Source organism: Paenibacillus apis (assembly GCF_018333295.1).
GTDB classification, from domain to species: domain Bacteria; phylum Bacillota; class Bacilli; order Paenibacillales; family Paenibacillaceae; genus Fontibacillus; species Fontibacillus antibioticophila.
In genome coordinates this window covers 13,078-32,775 of record NZ_BORS01000017.1, presented here as the reverse complement: position 1 = coordinate 32,775, position 19,698 = coordinate 13,078, and the positions used below count along the sequence as shown (strand labels likewise).

Below are 19,698 nucleotides of genomic sequence, written 5' to 3'. Positions count from 1 at the left end.
CCCATGGAAAGCAATACTCGTTAACCTTAGCAGAATTGCGCTGTACCTTGCCAAGCCGGTTCATGCGAAGGACCTCTGATTAAAATACCGTCACTTGCTCACTTTTTTAGCGTACTATTCTTCACATGCAATTAGATTTTACAATGATAAGCTTAATCTTAATAATGTATGTCCTATTCCACTTTGGGAGGTAATAAAGTGAGCAAGTACGACGAAGCCATGAAGCTGCTGGAAGATCAAGTGGGCAACAAGGACGGTCTGATCACGCTGTCCACCATCGCGCTGGAACCGGGGGCCGATGGCAAATGCCGTCCCGCCGCCCGCATTGTGGACGCCTATTATGAGGACGGCGCGTTCTACACCGTTACCTATGCGACCTCAAACAAGATGCAGCAGATCGCCCAAAACCCCGAAGTCGCCGTTTGTATCATTGTCGAGAACTTTACGGCCGATGGTATCGGCGAAAACCTAGGCTGGGTGTGTGACGAGAAAAACGCGGAGATGATGACAAAGCTGCGCAAGATATTCGCCGCATGGTATTACGAAGCCAATAACGACGAAGACCCTAACACCTGCCTGCTGCGCATACGCCTGACAAAGGGTCTATGGAATGATGCCCACAAGGGGATCAGAAACGAGATTGATTTTATCAATAAGACGGCAACCTAGGTGGATTATGTGGTTTCGCCTGATCGGATTAATGTGAAGTGGACATTTGATAACAGACTATATTAGCTCAAGAGGGTGCCCCAAAAGCAAGTAAGCTTTGGGACACCCTCTTTTTGTCGTTACTTAAAGCAGGGTTCAGCAGCATTGCCAGTCATAGACTACCTCTGAAAAGTCCCGCTTTTTTAAAGTCCAGCCAGTCCGCCAATAAGGCGCTGCGCGATTTGTACCCCAGCCCTGCTGCCATGAAGTCGCTGATCAGCAGCTTATAGCGGCATGTTTGCAGCACGTCCTCCGCATCCCGCATCGTCCAAAACTGGGTGCGCTCCAGATCGGTAATCATCTCCTGTTCAAACGGAGTGACGTCTGCCATCATGACCTGGGCCGGCAGTTCCCCCTCCTGATAGACTACTTTATACGCTTCTACAGCAAACGACGACAACGAATCGTCTGGCGACACGGTATCCGTTTTCCCGCATCGGGCTTCTATTGCGTTCCTGACCGCCTCGCATTTGGGCGTTCCACGTTATCCTCAAACAACAGATACATTTGAAACAACCGCTGAAACTCTCGTTTTTCATTTAAATCCTGCTGAAGCACGCGTTCGTTCTCCATTTTCCCCTACCACTCCATTCGTATGTCGTTCCTTCTACTATCTACTATAGAGATTGCCGCATGGCTCACGCAAATCTGCTTCTAAATCCCGGAGTCACTCTACTATAATTTGTTGAGTTGAATCCATGCCTTCCCAAACCTTCCCGGTAGACAGATGGTGTTCGATTTCTATTGTATCGTCTACTTTAGTGTACCTGATCTCAAAAGCCTGTCCTGTTTCAATCAACATCGGATAGTTATTATAAGGGAGAACATTTTCCGTCAATGTCAGGTCCTTGAGATCCTCGTAAGCGCCCTCTAGTCGCCAAAATTCTCGATAAGCATAATCCTTGAACCCGGTCAAATCCTGTTTTCCAAAATAAGCTGCCTCGTATTTCTTCCCCCGCAAGGTAATGTAATCGACTCTTAGGGGCTCAATATCTCTAAAAACCCAGCTCAAGTCCTCAGAAGAAAGGTTGTCTCCATAATGCTCTTGAAGTTGATTAGCCATGCTAGGAACGGATTGGGTATGATAATCCATTCCATCAAGCCCGGTATGTGCTACGCCGTAAATACCCATGATGCTCTCGCCGTCCAACTTTTCAAATTCACGGATGAAGTTTTCAGTCATCTTATTTTCCCGATATACATCGTCCTCTTTGCTGTAATACAAACGACCTTGCTGGATCGCTTCAGCAGTTAGAGTATATTGCTCCGATTCAGTCAGATCGTTTGCTTCAAGGTAAGATAAGAAGCGAATTCCAGTACTATCATATTGATGTCCGACATCTGTGCCGTGAAAAATAGTCTCTGGACACTCCTTTTTTATTTTTTTGAAGAATGTCTTGGTATGTGGAGTGTGAGCAGCTGTCCCCTCCCAGTCCTTATAGATGGCCTCCAAAATATCATCATTGTCCGCTTGCATCCATAGATTTAAATACTCGGCAGTATAATAGGGATGCTCGACGAACAAATGTCTCATGCCTTCATTCTGATAATAATCAGACCACAATTCAAATTCTTTATCCATAATCTTGGCCTCGGCATGTATTTCACCGTACAGATAGATATGGCTGGATGCCTGTGTCATCACAGTTGTGTCCTTGATCGGTTGTCCAGACTTATTTGCTGTCTTACTCACGGAAGAGCTGCCGCAAGCCGCAAGTACAACAATCAGTGCAAGCAGTAAAAAGTTAACAATTAACATTTTCACCTTGGCCAAATAGATTCGCCGGTTGTCATTCATAGAAAGAAATCACCTTTCACGTTTAGTTTCTGTCTTATTATTAAGTATTTTATAAATAGCTTGTAATTAATTTCCATGATCTTTTACATACAAACTGCTTGTGAGTTAGAGGGCGTTGTATAAGGTTCGGGGAAAAAATTTTAATTTACGGGATAGCCTTACAGTAATTTACTACGCGAAGTATAATGGAAATAATGACTCATTAATTAGGAGGGTATTCCTTGGATAACAATTACAAAGACCCGCAATACGGATTTTCTCCGCCAAATCAATCTTACGTTCCGGCACAGGCGAAGACGAGCGGCAAAGCAATTACCTCTTTAATACTAGGTATCGTATCCTTAATTACTTTGCCGTTAGGAGGAGCAATCATATTCCTTGGAACCATTGGCTTCTTCAGCGGTATCGTTGCGATTGTGTTATCGTCTTTAGCGTTTAAAGAAATCAAGCGAGTACAGGTGCGAGGACGCGGTATGGCCATTGCAGGATTGGTATGCGGAATCGTCGCGACGGCTCTCAATGTATTTGCTTTTGTTATCTCGTTTGTGATTGGCTTTATGAGTGCAATGAATAATGCGTAGACACCATCCAAAGGCGCCCGATGGGCGCCTTTATGCCAAATATTCAATTTTGCATTCATTATAGGAAAAGGCCGCCAAGATGGCAGCCAGTAATTCGAATTACGCCTTTCTTCTAACTGGGATCCAAACTTCGCAAATCGAATCCGTTTGGCTTTCGTCCGTCCAGCTATACTTCTCTAAACACGGTCCTTCAACCTGCTCGAAGCTCGCCGACGGAAACCACTCCGAGTAAATACGTTTCCAGACATTTAGAACTTCAAGGCCCAATTCTTCATTCTCAGGCGCTTTCTCACGGCTATCAAATACGGCATAAGTCTGGACAGGAATAGCCAACACCTTAAATTCAGGGGGGACCGCATTTCCGTCCGGCAGAACGGCCCCAAAGAGATAACGTCTGGTTCCATCTTCTCTAAAATCGTAGTGATAGCCGTTCAGCAAGGCGTCGCTTTCTCTGCCTGCCGACTCATTAATCCGTGCAGTCGTGCCGTTCTTCCAAATTTCCTCCACGAAGGCCGGTATCTCTGTAAATGCGTCTTTCTTAATAATGACTTCTTTGCCAATGACCTTAAATGCCTGTTCTTCAACGATACGATAGTTCATTTCAGTCTCTCCTTTAATCTGAATTTGAAAGGAGATCCGAGGAAACGCCTTGAGCTTCACGTTCTTTTTCTTCGCCGCAAGCGGCGTTACGCCATGAATCCGTTGAAAGGCTTTGGCGAATGCCTCCGGGCTTTCGTAACCATACTTCAGGGCAATATCGATGACTTTGCCGTCCGTGCCTGCCAATTCTTCCGCCGCTAACGTAAGTCGACGATTGCGGATATATTCGGTCACCGTAAAGCCCGTCAATACATGAAACATTCGCTGAAAATGATATTTAGATGACATCGCAGCTCTAGCCGCGTCCTCGATTTTGATGTCCGCTTGCAAATTCTCTTCCATGTAATCAATCGCCTGCCGAAGTAATCGAAGTGCCTCCACTCGCTTCCAACTCCTTTCTGTTTTCAGTTTAGAAGAAGCTCCAAATAGATTCCTGTCCGCGGATGCTTTGTTTTGTCTGAGAAGCTTGCCTTATTTAGAATACGGCTCAGTACATTGTCTGTAACGGTAATTATTGCTTCTCCAGTATACTTAGCTCTTCTTCAATCCGACTTACGTCAAGGCGCTCGAGCAAAAGCTCTAACTTTTGAACCTGTAAGTCTGCCGGAACAAAGATCAATTGCCAGCTCGGTTTTTCAAGCGTAAGGAAGGTTCTTATTTTCTCACAAGAGAAGGGAATGAAGGGCTCAAGCAAATTGGCGAGATTAGCTATCAGTTGAACACATGAATATAGTGTGCGTCCGCATGCCTCTCGGTTTTCCTTGATTTGCACCCAAGGCTTTTGTTCATCAAAATATTTGTTTGCTTGACGAACGTAGGTGAAGATCAGCTCAATGGCTTCTTTTAGACGACCATCTTCAATTAGGACCCCGGCATCTCGATACAAATCTTCAGTTGCCCTTATCCATTCCTCACTAAGTTCTCCTGAAGGAATACGTCCTCCAAAGGATTTGTCGATAAAGGCCAACGTTCGATTGACAAAATTTCCGAACGCACCAAGCAGCTCCCCATTGTGACTGTGAATGAATTCCCTCCATGAAAAATCAGTATCCCGCTTCTCCGGCCCATTTGCAATCAGGAAGTAGCGTATGGAATCCGGTTGATACCTCTTCAGAATGTCAGGCACCCAGACTGCCCAGTTACGACTTGTTGAGAACTTTTTCCCTTCTAGTGTCATGTACTCACATGAGAGGATTCGATCCGGTAAATGCAGCCCTCCTACTCCCAAGAGCAGAGCAGGCCAAATCAGGGTGTGAAAAGGGATGTTGTCCTTGCCATGAACATAGTAAGCGGTTAGATCCTTCTCTTCGTCCAGCCAAAAGGATTCCCAGCTGCTGCCTGTCTGACTTGCCCATTGTTTGCTTGCGGACAGGTAGCCGCTGACAGCTTCAACCCAGACGTAGACTTTCTTTTCGTTGAATCCTTCAACCGGGACGTCAATGCCCCACGTTAAATCTCTAGTCGCCGCCCGATCCTGAAGCCCCTCATCCAAGTATCTCCGCGTCAAATGGACCGCATTTTCTTTCCATCCTTGGGCCTTTTCTGCGTATTCAGTCAGTGCAGTCTGGAATCGAGACAGTGCAAGGTAAAAGTGCTCCGTTGGCCGATCGATAGGAGGATCTCCACAAATTTTGCATGTTTTTTCTGACAAGTCCGCCGGATCAAGCATTGTTGAACAAAAATCACATTGATCCCCTCGGGCACGATGACCGCAAACAGGGCAATTCCCTTCAACGTATCGATCCGGTAAGAACCTTTGATCGGTCTCACAATACGTCTGTAGAACGGTCTTTTTATATAGATGACCATTTTCCAGAAGCTTCAAAAACAAATCCTGGACTACACGATGATGAAATTCCTGATCGGTACGCGTGTACAAATCATAAGTAAAGCCCATACGATCAAAGCACTCAACAAATTCCCGATGATATCGATCCGCGATATCACTTGGCGAGACTCCCTCCTGAATCGCTTGAACCGCTACAGGGGTTCCATGACAGTCACTGCCCGACACATATAAAACTTCATCTCCCTTTGCACGAAAATAACGTGCCACTACATCCCCCGGTAATAAACTTGCCAATCGTCCCAGATGCAATGAACCGTTAGCATACGGCCATGCCCCGCCAATAAATACCTTTGCCATGAGATTCCCTCCTCATTTATGCACACAAAAAAACCCTCATCCCAAAGGGACGAGAGTTGTGCTCACGTGGTACCACCCAATTTCATCAAATGCCTCACGGCATTCACCTCTTCAGGTACGACGCTGTTCACGTGTATACCCTAGCACAGTAACGGGTGCGGGTTCCGGCGCAGCCTACAACCACATGAGGTTTCGATGCGCAGCTCTGAGACCATATTCCCTTAGCTATTCTTTACTCCTTTTCAGCTACCGGAGCTCTCTGTAAAAAAGATATCACCAAGGTACTCTTTCTCTTCTTAGCTTTTGAGCATATTCAAGTTACTGGAAATTATAATGAATGTCGTTTCTAAAGTCAAGGTAGCTCACATGGTACTAATGTCAATGACGAATCTATATTTCACATCAGAGGACAACACTCGTTCATAGGCCTCATCAATTTGATCTGCCGAGATCACTTCAATTTCAGGAACAATGTCGTGTTGGGCGCAGAAATCTAACATTTCCTGCGTCTGGCGGATGCCCCCTATCATGGAAGCTGCGAATGAACGTCTCCGACTGCTAAGAGCAAACACCTGGACCGATAAAGGCTCTCCGGGTGCACCCACGATAACCAGGGTACCATCAAGAGTTAGCAGTGAGAAATAAGCATTAATATCAATGTTGGCACTTACTGTGTTTATGATTAAGTCGAAGTGGCCGGCAAGCTTGTTAAATGTCTCCGGATCATTTGTTGCATAATAGTGATCCGCACCAAATCGCAAGCCATCCTCCTTTTTATTCAAGGTTTGTGACAGGACGGTAACTTCTGCTCCCATAGCATGTGCAATTTTTACCGCCATATGTCCGAGACCGCCCATACCTACTACAGCTACCTTTTTACCTGGACCTGCTCCCCAATGCTTTAGCGGAGAATAGGTCGTAATGCCAGCGCAAAGCAACGGTGCTGCCACGTCAAGCTCAATATGATCCGGAATCCGCAGTACGAAATCTTCCTCTACGACAATGTGAGTAGAATAGCCCCCTTGTGTAGGCTCGCCGTATTGATCCACACCCGCATAGGTTGGTATATTTCCTTTGAGACAATATTGTTCTTCTCCATTACGGCAGTTCTCACACTCGCCACAGGAACCAACCATACATCCTACGCCTACCCGGTCATTCACCTTGTACTTTGATACATTAGGGCCTACAGCCGTAACAACCCCGGCAATCTCGTGTCCAGGCACGAGCGGGTAGTTAACCGGACCCCATTCTCCATGAGCAGTATGAATGTCGGAATGGCATATGCCCGCGTATTTAATTTCAATCAGAACATCATGGGAATCAAGATCACGTCTTTTAATCTCAGCAGCTCGAAACGATTTGTCCGGACCATCTACAGCTCTTGCTTTTGCAGTTATCATAAAAATAATACCTCCTAATAAATTTTTCTAAAGAAATAGGCCTATTCAGCATCATATCCCTTAGAGTTAACTCTAGGTCAAATGGAAATTATATTGACTTTGATATCCGGCAAACACCGTGATACACTTTCCTTGCACTTAGAGTTAGCTCGAGGTTTATATCGAAGTGAAAGGAAGACATATGATGAAAGCCTATTCGATCAGCGAAGTCGCCCAAGCATTGAATCTGACAGCATATACCTTGCGTTACTATGACAAAGAGGGGCTGATGCCTTTTGTAGAACGCGCTCCCAGCGGAACGAGAATATTTAAGGAATCCGATATCGAAGCTTTAAAAATTGTTGAATGTCTAAAATCAACCGGGATGCCCATTAAGGAGATTAAGAACTTCATTGATTGGTGCTCAGAGGGGGATTCCACGTTACAGCAAAGATATGACATGTTCATGGAACGAAAAGCAACGGTAGAGGCACAAATGGAAGAACTGAAGAAAACCATGGAGCTGATCCAGCATAAATGCTCATATTACAAGACTGCTTTGAATGCAGGGACGGAAAGTATTCACAAGAAAAGTTTTAAAGATGACTCTGAACCAGAATGATACGGTACCCGGTCTTCGAGCTGCGGTTCTGTGTAAATAAAAACGGAGACAGCTGTATTTAGCCGACTCCGTTCCTATTCTGTTTAGCTATTATATTCTCAATCCCTAAGTATTCGCGTTCAATATTTCCTTCAATACGTTTTTAGCCAGTCTTATCCTCTCATCAGTAGTTTCTCGAAGCATTCCAACGATCTCTTGAATACTGTTATCTGTTGAAGTAACTTCAATTTTCTCATCAACATAAGAGAAGAGCTGGATCAAATTGACCTCAAGTGCTTCAGCGATTTGGGCTAAATTGAGCAAAGAGATGTTCTTTTCCCCTCTCTCCACCTGGCCAATATATGAAAAGTGAAACCCGCCCTTTTCCCCCAAAGCTTCTTGGGACAGGCCCCGTTCTTTCCGCAACAATCGAATACGAGCACCTACGAGCTTCAATACTTCTTTATCCTTCACGTCATACACCCTCTCTAAGTCAAAAGTGTAGACAAGATTTCCAACAGTAAACACCGATATATAAATATCATTTACTAATTTAATATTTATATGTATTATTTTGTGTGTGGTCTTATTGCTCTCAAAGGACGTGAATTGATGGAAAATGATTTTTGCTACAAAATAAAGAATTATCGAGAGTTAGCTCATTATCATATGCAGTTAGCTTATTTTATGAGAAACAACCATCAGTTCAAAACATCCCTTATACTCTGCAACTTGGCATTAACGTCCATAGCGCGTGCTTTATATATTTATGAAATTAGGTCCAATTCATCTAGCCAAGATACTATCTTTGATGATTTCCTTTTACTGATGCATAAAGCCCCCAATATTGACCCTGAAATTGCTGATCTAGTAAATAGAATTGATCTTCTATGTTATTCCGAAGATGGCGTTACTATAGATCAAAAGAATACGGATAAGCTTATTCAAAAAACTGCAGATACTTTAACTATGGTCAGTTCAAAATTAATACTTCCGAAGCTTAAGTAGTAATCCTCTTTAAAAATTCATGAGAGTAAGACGTGCCCTCCAAAATGATTCTAATTCACTCGTGTGAAGTTTACGATTGCGATCTAATCATTATATCTCTAGCATTTAGATTGATGAAATGACACATGAGGCAAGTAAGGCAATGTAATATGTTGAATTTTAAAAGGGGAATGAATATGGAATTTAACGATTATTTTGTAACAATCCCGCTCCTTAAAACCGATAGATTAACATTACGTTCATTCTGCAGCGATGATATAGACACCTATTTAGGAATTATTCACGATCCTCAGGTGCAGCAGTTCTTAGGCGGAGGAGTTAACCTGTTCAACAAAGAACCGCATATATCAAATTGGCTCAACAATATAAATGGTAGACTTCTTAAAACAAAAACAGTGATTACATGGTGTGTGGAGCTTACAAAAGAAAATAAGGTCATAGGCCGAATTGATCTGGGTGGTTTTGCAAAAAAATCAATGGCCGAAATATCCTACTATCTTTCTCCTGAATATTGGGGAATGGGATTTGCAACGGAAGCGGTGAAGGAAGTAACTCATTTCGGATTTGACGCTTTAAGATTGCATAGAATACAGGCATTGGTTATGTCGGAAAATATACCTTCAATAAAAGTATTAAGAAAGGCAGGGTTCTCTGAGGAAGGTATACTTAAAAAATATTTAATTGGCAAGGAATTTCATGACACCGTTATGCTGGCAGCGATTCGTGAGCAAAATTTGAATTATGCATTGGGTACTACTATTGGTATCCAACCTTTTAAGAATGCGCCACCCTCCGGGTGATTTCCTACAACTAATTCTCCACCATGTTGTCTAATAATTCGTTGTGAAATCGTTAGCCCTAATCCTGCTCCTCCAGTTGAGCGATTTCTCGATGCCTCCCCTCGATATAGGGGTTCAAATCCTTTTTGAAGATCCTCTGCAGAGAACCCCTCTCCTGTATCTTGTATCGTAAAGATCACACAGGTTTCATCTCTATCACAATTAATGAAAATTTTACCACCCCTAGGTGTATGTCTGACCGCATTATCTATTAAGTTATTCATGGCTCGCTCTAATAAGTGTGAATCGCCCTTGATATTGCAATGACTTGTCAAATGATCTGCAATAATATAGATATCCTTTTGCTCAGCCTGAGGGCTTAGGCTTTGAATTGAGTTCTTGAAAACAAGGCTCAGGTCAATCATATTTTCGCTTAGTATTATTTCTTGGTACTCTGTCTTCGCAAACGTGAAAAGATCCTCTACAAGTCGATCTAACTGCACTGACTTCTCCTTACATACTGCCAAATACTTTGCTCTCTTTTCAGGCGAATCAGCAATACCTTGCTCTAGGCCATCTAAATAACCCCGCAAGGCAAATAACGGCGTCCGTAAGTCATGCGCAACAGCAGCAATCACAAACCTCCGTTCATCTTCCAATTCAACCTGTTTCTGAAAAGATTTTTTTAGACTATCAACCATAATATTAAATCCATTATGGACTTCAGCAATTTCTGAAATCCTTGAATAAGGTATCTGGATATCCAAATCTCCCTCTGCGATCTGCCGGGCACATTGGCTCATTTTCTCTAGCGGAATAAGAATATATCTTCGCATGGCATAAGCCACAATCAAAAAGGCCAATAGTAGACCCGTGATTCCCGCAACGATTTGAGTCGTTTTTGAATGGGTCGCAACGCCAAGATGAAACGAATTGGTTTCAACAAAATGCCCGCCTACATAAAATACCCACGGAAAAAAAAGTATAATAAATAAACTAAGCATGGTGAATTTACGAATACGAATAGTTTTCATTTTCTTCTCCTTTAAAACGGTAGCCTATCCCCCATACGTTCACAATAAATTGCGGATTATTCGGATCAGCCTCAATTTTCTCGCGAAGCCGGCTTAGATGGACACGAACAGTATGTTTATCACCAATCCCTCCCCAAAATTTATCAAGTAATTGGTCATATGAAAAAGTGTATTTAGGATGTTCGGCAAACAATTGCAGCAAATCATACTCCTTTGGTGTCAGTGAAATGGGCTGCCCTTTTATAAACACTTCTCTTGTAGACAAATCCAACGACAGACGCCCATAATCCAGGACCTTCCTGGATCTTTGTTTAGAATTCGAACGCCTCAATACAGCCTTCACTCTTGCAACAATCTCACCCGGTGACGCGGTCTTGACTATATAATCATCCCCTCCAAGTGCTAGTCCGCGGATCTTATCTACATCATCACTCAGAGCACTCAAAAAAAGGATGGGGACATTGCTTTCCATCCGAATCTGCCTGCATAACTCAAAACCGCTTTGTCCTGGCATCATGATATCCAAAATGATGCACTCCATTGTGCTTTGTTTCAAAATGACAAGTGCCTGAGCAGTGTCATGAGCAGTTTCCACATAATAACCTTCACTTTCTAAGAAATCCCTCAATAGTTCTACAATACTTTTATCATCGTCAACGACTAGAATCGTCTGTCCTTCGTTCACGAAAATTCCACCTTTCCTTCGATGACACACCCTGGATACTACAAACCTAACAACATTTAAATTTCAAATTCAGTTTATCATTTTTCTAATGAAAAATATGTTTTATGAAAAATTGTGATTATTTTGTGATTGTTTTATACCCTCTTTTGAGATATTCAAAAGTTACTCTTTTATTGTGAAGCAATCAGCACATATTTGTACTTTAAAGGAGGATTTATAAATGGGTATTGAAGATCCAACTTTCTCATTCTTTCCATTCGGCGCTTTGTTTTGCCTTACATTATTCTGTTTTGTAGCGGTTCGCATATTCGCAATACGCTCAAGGAATAAGCAAATGGACTATTTTAAAGACCTAGTAATTAACGGGGAACTGAGCGAGGCGGAATATCAAAAACTGAAAAATCTTCTTGCAAAATAAAACATAATCGATTTCGGATCATTTTAAATGGAGGGAATATATATGCATATTCAAATTGTGTTGTTTGATGGATTCGATCTATTAGACGCCATCGCTCCTTATGAAGTGTTTACTGCCGCTGATATGTACTCAAATGAAAATATCACCGTTGAACTCGTTTCTGCTGAAGGTAAAAGAATGGTGACAAGCGGAGTTAACCATTTACAAATCCAAGCAAGTAGTAAACTTGACTTAACCAGTAAAGGAATTATTCTTGTTCCGGGTGCATCTGGTTCAGTTCATGATAATGGACCTGAATCAATACCCATTAAATTGCAACAAGCCACAGAAACAGAATTAGGTAATTTACTCAAAGAGGCCATTAAGAAACCAGATATATTGCTTTCCACAATTTGCGGTGGTTCTCTCATTTTAGCAATGGGTGGATTGTTAGAAAATCGGCATGCCGTTACCCATCACATGGGAATGGGGCTTTTGAGTGCTGCCAATGCTATTCCAGTTAATGCTCGCATTGTAGATGATGGGAATATTGTTACGGGTGGCGGCGTTACTTCGGGACTCGATGTTGCTCTTTACCTTGTTGAGCGAGAATTAGGTCCCCGTATAGCACACGCCGTGGAGCAACTGTTTGAGTATGAACGGAGGGGTACGGTTTGGAGAGCAGAAGGAAATATACCGAGAGAGAACCAACAAGAAAATATAATTGAAACTAGAAGTGATGATACCTTAATCAAACCTGATATGAACTTTGACTTTCAAGGAAAATGGGATACTACTATTTCCACTCCTATTGGAACGCTCTCCGTTTTATTAAATTTTACTATTAAGGATGGACAGATAACAGGAACTGCAAAGCAAGGAGAAGATCATGTCACTTTAGACAATCTAGTAATAGAAGGGAATCAACTAAAGTGGGCTATGAAAGTTCTTAAGCCTATGCGTCTTAACTTAAAATTTATCGTTTCTGTAGATGGATACAATATGATTGGTGAAGCAAAAGCCGGAATGCTGCCTGCTTCAAAGTTAGTCGGGCATCGAATTTCATAAAACAGGAAGAATATAAGACAGGTTGGCTTTCCTAAGTATCATTGGAGGTTTTCATTAATGAAACGAAAAGCGGGTATAATTATTTTAATCATTTCAATGATGTGGGTGCTTCACACATTTTCAAAGAATTTTATGGTAGACCCTCAATTTGAGAAGTTTATTTCTAGAAAAGATCAAATTTTAACAGATCATAACTTATGGATTTCAATGATTCGTATTCATATCCTACTTGCTATTATTTCTCTTATTACTGGACCTCTTGGAGCTATAAAAGCAATCCGTGATAAATCAAGAAACTTTCACCGTTGGAATGGCAGAATATATGTGATGTCCATTATTTTAAATTTCATACCCGGCGTCTATGTCTCTTTCTTTGCTACAGGAGGCTTACCTAGCATAATTGGGTTTCTTATTTTAAATTCATTATGGCTTATAACAACTATTCTCGGATTTTGGTATATCAAAAGACAAAGAGTTATGCTGCATAGTCAATGGATCACTCGAAGTTTCTTTCTTTCCTTTGCAAATATTACTATTTATATCATTGTAGCCATTTCACATAACCTAATGAATTTTTCTTATGGAACTTCCTACACAATAGCAGTCTGGTTAAGTTGGTCTCTTAATCTACTTGGGTCAGAATTTATGATTAGAAGGAGATTATTCTTTTGAACTCTTAAAAAAACAGCCATTGACGACTCCAGGTCATCAATGGTTGTTTGTATTACTTCATTACTTATCGATCAGGTCGGTTACTTTGGACGTTTTTCGCCTTCCTTTGGGTCATCTCCGACCCTAGTAACGGGAGATTACATGCGTCGAAACCTGAAGATTAAACGAAGCAAGCCCTGACTTCAACCAAGTCAGGGCCGACGACCATCATATATTCTCTTGCTTTAATGCATCGATAATATTTTCCTTCTTTATTTTCGCGCCGGAATAAACAATCGCGGAGCTGACAATGACAAATACGGCGACAATGACAGACAGAATGCTCATCCAAGGGAGGGTGAATCCGTAGCTAAATTTGTTCGCAAACGCTCTATAGATCAGAACCATCACGACGAAACTAACGGGAAGCCCGAACAACAGCGATTTGACCCCGTAAAAAACACTTTCATAGTTCACCATTTTTGCAAAGCTTGTTGGCGTCATGCCTACGGATTTCAGCATCGCAAACTCTCGCTTGCGAAGAGACAACCCCGTCGAGATCGTATTAAAAATATTCGCAATGGAAATCGCAGAGATTAATACGATAAAACCGTAAGAAAAGACGGACATCAAGAGAATCTGACGTTCTTCGCTTTTTCTGGATTGATATACATTGTAGACATTCAGATTGGTCTCATACATCTCTTCAATTTCCTGCTGCGTTCTCATCGGCTCCGTGCTTTTCAAGTGGAGGTACGTCGCAGCGTTAGCTAGATCCTCGTCGTCTGCCATCCGATTCATGACGCGTTCCGACACGATCATATTTAGCCCGCCTAAGCCTATCGGATTCATCCCCATAGGGGCTTGATCCGTCAATGCGGCAACGATCACGTTGTCTGGCTTCGTTTCTTCCCCATTCTCTTTATAAAAGTTCGTTAGCTCGATACTTTGACCGACATTCGTATACACGGCCTTTGTCTGAACATATTTCCCCGTACCCATATCTTTGTAATGAATCGTATCCATCACGATCGCGGCGGGATGATCCGGATCCGTAAGCTGCTCGTAGTCTGCACCAACCGCTTTGGCATAGGCTTGCAGACTCGAATCGTTCAATGCAAGAATCTTAATATCGTAAGGGTATTTCCCGTCCTGCAGCAGACTGTTATCCTTCTTAACCCACTCTTGCAATTCATCAGCGATGATCGCCGCATCGACCCAAGCGTTCCCGTATAACTCGTGAATCACGTTGTATTCCGTGACGCCATCCAGGGATACAATCGATTGCAGCAACCGGCCATCTATTCTTTGTCCATTGCTGTACGACACTTCAATATCGTAATTGACGCCTTCCCGCGACAGTTCCAGGGAGCGTATCATGCCAGCCGTAAAAAAAGATACCGTCAAAAACAAAACGATGCTGATGACCAGTGAAAAAAGAATAGCACGATATCTCCGTTTGTTCCTTTTTAAGTTTTTCAGCCCGATTTCTGCCTCGATCCCGAAGAGCTTGCGAATGAACTTCGACGTTTTCACCGCTTTGGCCGTAAGCTTTACGTCGGTCGTTTGGCGAATGGCGTCCATCGCGGATACCTTGGATGCTTTGAGCGCCGGGAGATACGCCGAGACGAAAATCGTCAGCATCGAAACAAGACAAGCTATCAAGAGCGATAACGGCGTGACGATGAGCCTCAGCTTTTCACTGGTCCCTAATGCCCCTTCAATCATCGCGTTCATGAACCAAAAGGTGATCCCGATCCCGGCAAGACCGGATAGGATGCCAATGGGAATGCTGATCAAGCCAATGACGAACCCTTCAAAAAGCACTGAATTTCGCTTCTGGCTTTTTGTAGCCCCCACGCTCGCGAGCATCCCTAAATGGCGGGAACGCTCCGAGACGGAGATCGCAAAAGCGTTATAGATGAGTGAAACCGAGCCCATCATAATAACCGCCATGATGATCGCCGATAAGGAGAACATCATGCTGTACGAGGCTTTGCTTTTGGACAAGCCATAATAATGAAGCAAATCGTTATTAAATTGGACGGTTTCAATCTGGTTTTGCTTAGCCAATTCCTCCGCATGAGCGAACAAGGACGGATTGACACTCTGCAAGACTACCGACGCATCGACTCGATCGTTCCCCCCGATGATATGATCATCGACATAGCTAATGATCGTATAGCCCGGGGCCCAGGCCGCTTCCCATACGGGACGCTTGATGAAGCCTACCACCGTATAATCCCTTAGCTTGATATGCTGCAACGTTTCGGTCAATGCGCCGTCTTCCCTGCGCAGCGATTCAGTCTGATCCAGGGGATGATCGCCCCCTTGTTCGAATCGCTCACCGACGCGAAGGGTTAGACGATCGCCGATGTCGTACTTCACTTTGGCGTTCGTGGCAACGGGCTCGGAGATCACAACTTCCTGGCCCGTACGCGGAAGACGCCCCTGGCTTAGTTCAATCTGAAACTGCGCGAAGCCCTGTGCATCATATTCCTTGATGAACAAATACGGCTTATTGGGATTTTGTCCCCCTTCTAATGAGGCATAGCCAAGGTCTCTTGAGACCGCAACGGTTTTGGCTTTGTCATCGCCCTGTATCGCCGCCAGCTGTTTTTTGGTTACATCTTGATATTGGACATGCCACTCCCCTGTATCCGCGATGGTCTGCCTAATCATTAAATCCGAAAAGGAAAAGACAAGCGTAGCGACAGCGGTCACCATGGCAACCGAAATGATGACGCCGATGATGGTGACAAGCGTTCGTCTCTTGTTCTGCTTCAGATGCCGGATGGTTAATGTATTGACAATATTCATCGCCGGATCACCTCGTCTTTGGCAATCCTCCCGTCTTCAATCGAAATGATCCTGTCGGCTTGCAAGGCGATCCGTTCGTCGTGCGTGATCACGATCAGCGTCTGATGATAGGTCTTATTCAGCATTTTTAATAAGTCGATGATCTCGCTGCTATTCTTGCTGTCCAGATTCCCGGTCGGTTCATCGGCCAGCATGATCGCAGGATTGCCGATGAGCGCTCGGCCGATCGATACACGTTGCTGCTGTCCGCCGGATAGCTGATTCGGCAGGTGGTTTAATCGATGCTGCAAATTCAACGTATTCACAAGGCCATCCAATTGTTTTTGATCAACCTTTTGTTTATCCAGCAAGAGCGGCAGCGTAATATTCTCTTCCACCGTCAGGACGGGAATCAGATTAAAAAACTGGTAGATCAGGCCGATTTGCCTGCGCCTGAAGATGGCCAGCTGCGTTTCGTTTAAGCCATACATGTCCGTATCCTGAACATAAACCTTCCCGCCAGTCGGCCGATCCACGCCGCCCAGCATATGAAGGAGCGTCGATTTCCCCGATCCGGACGGGCCGATAATCGCGACGAATTCGCCTTTTTGGACTGAAAAGGAAACATCGTCAAGCGCCTTCACCGCCGATTCGCCTGTGCCGTATACTTTAGACAGATGCTCAATTTTTAAAATTTCCATGGCTGTCCCCTCTCCCCTTGATGTTCAATTCCAGAAATATACCATCTCTCGATATCCAAAATCCCATAGGGTTTCATTCCCCTCGATGGTTATCGTAAGCTCATTGGCCTGCGGGAGGAAAATTTTGTTCATCTCCGGCTCATGGCGTTGATCTTTTGCAGATACGGATAGGAACTCATGTCCATCGACGATCAGCTTGATGCTGCCCTGGAAATCTTTTTGATCGGGAATTCCATAATTAAAGAAAAGATACAACTCCTCCTTATTGTCCAACGTATACGTGTACGTTTCTTTCTTTTTACCTTCGATGCTATACACATTATATTGAGGCTCCACGTCTTGACCGCCAATCTTAAGATTGGACGGTTTACTTCCCGTTAATGTGTTCCCGGTACTATCCTTCAATTCGTTTATCGCCACAAAGGGCCCCATCTCTTTGGTGAATACTTGATCAAGCATCCCGAAGAACCCCCACACTCCGAGCATCAAGACAATGCCGGAAATACCCGTAGCGGCAATATTTCTCCAGTTGTTTTTTGTACGAAAGCCAAGCTTGTACGCCCCGAATCCGATGGCTGCGCCCGAAGAGTTCTGGATGACGTCGTTCATATCAAAGCTGCCAAGGAAGGTTAGGGCCTGAATGGTCTCCAGCACGAGAATGGACAGGAGGAACAAAGTCATAAAGCGGGCAAAGTGGGTTCGATATAACAACGGAATCAATATGCCAAAAGGGATGAAGGCGGCGATGTTCCCGAAATCCACCAAATCCATCAGCACAGGATGTAGAAGATCGGATAGACCCGGCAGCTTAAAAAAAGCGTCCGGCAAAAAAATAAAGGTGTACTCACTGATCTGATCTGTCTTATCTGCTCTGCCGAAAGCGAAAAACAAAAAATAAAGAATCAACAGGGTATAGAATATTGTGATTGCAAAAATAATCTTACGCTGTTGCTTTACATGCATAGTCTTACCTCCATCGTTCGTCTGATGAATATCAGTTTAACGGTCTAAAATGACTTTCCCGTGACGATGGAGGTGACAATTCAGTCACTTACAGAGTGCCGCTAAATCACGTGCTTATAAAATTTAATCCGAAACTGCGTACCCTTCTCGCTGTCGCTCGTCACATCGATCACGCCGTTCTGGCTGGCAATGATGCTGTGAGCCATCGCAAGCCCTATACCGATGCTCCCTTCGCTAGCGTTCTTTCCTTTGTAAAAACGTTTGAAAATATACGGTAAATCCTCTTTTGGAATGCCTTTTCCATTGTCAGCAATGACGACTTCCGTAAATAGCGCGTTTTCGGAAAATGTGATGGCGATCTCTCCGCCTACAGGTGTATGCTCCACGCCGTTCTTCAAAATATTGATGACCGCTTCGGCAGTCCAATTGAAATCTCCGACAAAAGAGACATCGTCATCGCCCGCGATGGACACTGTCTGTCCCTTAATATCCATCGGAATCATAACCGGCTCTAGTGCCTTTTGGATCAGGTTTTTCATGAGTATTCGATCTTTTTTGAAGGGGATCGTCTTCGCGTCTATTTTCGATAGCTTAAGTAAGGAAGAAACAAGCCAATCGATGCGTTCAAGCTGGACGCGGATATGATGGGTGAACTCCGCTCTTTTGGCCGGAGGCAGGTCAGGGGCGCTTAATAAATCAGCCATCACCGTCATGGAGGTGAGCGGCGTTTTGAGCTGATGTGAAATATCGGAGATGGCATCCGTCAGTTGAACTTTGTCCCGCTGCAATAGTGAACGGTGCTCCGATAACATGAGCGTTACTTTGTAAATATCATTCTTTAAAATACTAAGCTCGCCTTCTTGGTTATCGCGAACGTCAAGGGAGTCATTGCCGTTGCTTATTTCCCGCAAGTAGACGGAGAGCTTCGCTAACTCGCGGTATCTCCAGCTCGTGAACAACAAGCTCGTGCCAATAAGCAGCAAGGATACAATGAAAACAAATATCGCCGCGACGGACGAAAAGAAAGCGGCGACCACGGTCGCCGTTATACCAATCGAGCCCATAACGAGCAATAATATTTGGTTTTCCCGATTTCGCAGCATCTAATCACCAACCTTATAGCCTAAACCGCGTACCGTTTTGATCAAAGTCGGATGCCCTGGGTCATCCTCCAACTTTTCCCTCAACCGTTTGATATATACCGTTAACGTATTGTCGTTCACGAATTCGCCGGCCACGTCCCAGATTTGCTCTAAGAGCTGACTCCGTGTGAGAACCTGTCCAACGTGGTTGCCGAAGATTAGCAATAAGCGATATTCCAAGGCAGTTAGCGGAATTTCGACACCGTTTTTATGCACTTTGCCTTCCAGCGTATGGATTCGAACATGGTCGATATCGATGATCGCTCCGGTGTGGGACGGCTTCTGGTATCTCCGTAAGACAGACTTGATCCGGGAGAGAAGCTCACGAACTCGAAAAGGCTTGGTAATGTAATCATCGGCTCCCATGTCGAGCCCCATCACGACATTGACCTCATCGTCAATCACCGTTAAGAAGATGACCGGAATGTCTCGCCGCTCCTTCACCATCTTGCACAATTCATAGCCGTTTCCGTCCGGAAGCTGTAAATCGAACAAGCATAAAGCGAACTGATCGATGTCTTCGGCAAGCACCTTTTTGGCTGAAGCGACATCATGGCAGAGAACAGTTTGATATCCATCTTGCTGCAACGAATATTCCAGTCCCGACGCGATCGTCTTATCATCTTCGACCAATAAAATGTTCATATGCAGATCA

General features: G+C 43.9%; 21 protein-coding genes and 1 other annotated feature. Of the genes, 8 read left to right on the top strand and 13 right to left on the bottom strand.

Features of this window, described 5'->3' with window-relative positions; all coding sequences use genetic code 11:
• The first annotated feature begins 198 nt into the window (after positions 1-198).
• Positions 199-669 (top strand): pyridoxamine 5'-phosphate oxidase family protein, encoded by a 471-nt coding sequence (locus KI362_RS20710; protein WP_301630095.1) that lies wholly within the window; start codon positions 199-201, stop codon positions 667-669.
• Positions 670-820: 151 nt separating this feature from the next.
• Here the strand turns inward: KI362_RS20710 and KI362_RS20705 are convergent, their stop codons facing one another.
• Positions 821-1,126, bottom strand: a complete 306-nt coding sequence (locus tag KI362_RS20705) for a hypothetical protein (RefSeq protein ID WP_301630093.1) — start codon at positions 1,124-1,126, stop codon at positions 821-823.
• A 249-nt stretch (positions 1,127-1,375) separates the two neighbouring features.
• The gene (locus tag KI362_RS20700) at positions 1,376-2,506 is read right to left on the bottom strand and encodes a hypothetical protein (protein WP_301630091.1); all 1,131 of its coding nucleotides are present in this window, start codon (positions 2,504-2,506) and stop codon (positions 1,376-1,378) included.
• A 221-nt stretch (positions 2,507-2,727) separates the two neighbouring features.
• Between KI362_RS20700 and KI362_RS20695 the strand changes: the two genes are divergently transcribed.
• Complete coding sequence (locus KI362_RS20695; RefSeq protein ID WP_301630089.1) at positions 2,728-3,087, top strand: DUF4190 domain-containing protein; 360 nt, start codon at positions 2,728-2,730, stop codon at positions 3,085-3,087.
• A 99-nt stretch (positions 3,088-3,186) separates the two neighbouring features.
• Here the strand turns inward: KI362_RS20695 and KI362_RS20690 are convergent, their stop codons facing one another.
• The 3 genes from KI362_RS20690 to KI362_RS20680 all read right to left on the bottom strand — a co-directional run bounded on the left by KI362_RS20690 (position 3,187) and on the right by KI362_RS20680 (position 7,236).
• Entirely contained in the window at positions 3,187-4,068 is an 882-nt protein-coding gene (locus tag KI362_RS20690; protein ID WP_301630088.1) for an AraC family transcriptional regulator, read from the bottom strand.
• Positions 4,069-4,198: 130 nt separating this feature from the next.
• Positions 4,199-5,833: a methionine--tRNA ligase gene (metG, locus tag KI362_RS20685; protein WP_301630086.1), complete on the bottom strand. Its 1,635-nt coding sequence runs from the start codon at positions 5,831-5,833 to the stop codon at positions 4,199-4,201.
• Between the two features lie 42 nt (positions 5,834-5,875).
• Positions 5,876-6,140 (bottom strand) — a binding site (T-box leader).
• A 55-nt stretch (positions 6,141-6,195) separates the two neighbouring features.
• Positions 6,196-7,236 carry an NAD(P)-dependent alcohol dehydrogenase gene (locus tag KI362_RS20680; RefSeq protein WP_301630083.1) on the bottom strand — a complete coding sequence of 347 codons (1,041 nt, stop codon included), beginning with the start codon at positions 7,234-7,236 and terminating at the stop codon, positions 6,196-6,198.
• 184 nt (positions 7,237-7,420) lie between these two features.
• Between KI362_RS20680 and KI362_RS20675 the strand changes: the two genes are divergently transcribed.
• The gene (locus KI362_RS20675) at positions 7,421-7,837 is read left to right on the top strand and encodes a MerR family transcriptional regulator (RefSeq protein ID WP_301630081.1); all 417 of its coding nucleotides are present in this window, start codon (positions 7,421-7,423) and stop codon (positions 7,835-7,837) included.
• A 105-nt stretch (positions 7,838-7,942) separates the two neighbouring features.
• Here KI362_RS20675 and KI362_RS20670 read toward each other — a convergent pair whose 3' ends face one another.
• The gene (locus KI362_RS20670) at positions 7,943-8,290 is read right to left on the bottom strand and encodes a helix-turn-helix domain-containing protein (RefSeq protein WP_301630079.1); all 348 of its coding nucleotides are present in this window, start codon (positions 8,288-8,290) and stop codon (positions 7,943-7,945) included.
• A 138-nt stretch (positions 8,291-8,428) separates the two neighbouring features.
• On the opposite strand from KI362_RS20670, the gene KI362_RS20665 reads away from it, so the two are divergent.
• Entirely contained in the window at positions 8,429-8,824 is a 396-nt protein-coding gene (locus KI362_RS20665) for a hypothetical protein (RefSeq protein ID WP_049895095.1), read from the top strand.
• A 176-nt stretch (positions 8,825-9,000) separates the two neighbouring features.
• Positions 9,001-9,624 (top strand): GNAT family N-acetyltransferase, encoded by a 624-nt coding sequence (locus tag KI362_RS20660; RefSeq protein ID WP_301630076.1) that lies wholly within the window; start codon positions 9,001-9,003, stop codon positions 9,622-9,624.
• Here the strand turns inward: KI362_RS20660 and KI362_RS20655 are convergent.
• Positions 9,564-10,637, bottom strand: coding sequence for a sensor histidine kinase (locus tag KI362_RS20655; protein ID WP_301630074.1), 1,074 nt, complete (start codon positions 10,635-10,637; stop codon positions 9,564-9,566). The two genes, KI362_RS20660 and KI362_RS20655, sit on opposite strands and share 61 nt — an antisense overlap.
• The gene (locus tag KI362_RS20650; RefSeq protein ID WP_301630072.1) at positions 10,615-11,322 is read right to left on the bottom strand and encodes a response regulator transcription factor; all 708 of its coding nucleotides are present in this window, start codon (positions 11,320-11,322) and stop codon (positions 10,615-10,617) included. The genes KI362_RS20655 and KI362_RS20650 overlap by 23 nt, the downstream gene beginning before the upstream one ends.
• A gap of 220 nt (positions 11,323-11,542) precedes the next feature.
• Here KI362_RS20650 and KI362_RS20645 point away from each other — a divergent pair, with 220 nt between their 5' ends.
• Genes KI362_RS20645 through KI362_RS20635 form a run of 3 tightly spaced genes read left to right on the top strand, consistent with a single transcriptional unit; the run spans position 11,543 to position 13,459 of the window.
• On the top strand, positions 11,543-11,740 hold the full coding sequence (locus tag KI362_RS20645) for a hypothetical protein (RefSeq protein WP_301630070.1): 198 nt from the start codon (positions 11,543-11,545) through the stop codon (positions 11,738-11,740).
• Between the two features lie 42 nt (positions 11,741-11,782).
• Positions 11,783-12,787: a DJ-1/PfpI family protein gene (locus KI362_RS20640; protein WP_301630068.1), complete on the top strand. Its 1,005-nt coding sequence runs from the start codon at positions 11,783-11,785 to the stop codon at positions 12,785-12,787.
• 57 nt (positions 12,788-12,844) lie between these two features.
• Entirely contained in the window at positions 12,845-13,459 is a 615-nt protein-coding gene (locus KI362_RS20635) for a DUF2306 domain-containing protein (RefSeq protein ID WP_301630066.1), read from the top strand.
• Positions 13,460-13,666: 207 nt separating this feature from the next.
• On the opposite strand, the gene KI362_RS20630 is transcribed toward KI362_RS20635, so the two are convergent.
• The 5 genes from KI362_RS20630 to KI362_RS20610 form a co-directional block, all read right to left on the bottom strand.
• Complete coding sequence (locus KI362_RS20630; RefSeq protein ID WP_301630064.1) at positions 13,667-16,258, bottom strand: ABC transporter permease; 2,592 nt, start codon at positions 16,256-16,258, stop codon at positions 13,667-13,669.
• On the bottom strand, positions 16,255-16,938 hold the full coding sequence (locus KI362_RS20625) for an ABC transporter ATP-binding protein (protein ID WP_301630061.1): 684 nt from the start codon (positions 16,936-16,938) through the stop codon (positions 16,255-16,257). Before KI362_RS20625 ends, KI362_RS20630 begins: the two co-directional genes overlap by 4 nt.
• A gap of 24 nt (positions 16,939-16,962) precedes the next feature.
• A complete protein-coding gene (locus tag KI362_RS20620) occupies positions 16,963-17,901 on the bottom strand; it encodes a VanZ family protein (RefSeq protein WP_301630059.1) in 939 nt (312 codons plus the stop codon).
• 101 nt (positions 17,902-18,002) lie between these two features.
• The gene (locus KI362_RS20615; RefSeq protein ID WP_301630057.1) at positions 18,003-19,004 is read right to left on the bottom strand and encodes a sensor histidine kinase; all 1,002 of its coding nucleotides are present in this window, start codon (positions 19,002-19,004) and stop codon (positions 18,003-18,005) included.
• Entirely contained in the window at positions 19,005-19,688 is a 684-nt protein-coding gene (locus tag KI362_RS20610; protein WP_301630055.1) for a response regulator transcription factor, read from the bottom strand.
• Positions 19,689-19,698 lie beyond the last annotated feature (10 nt).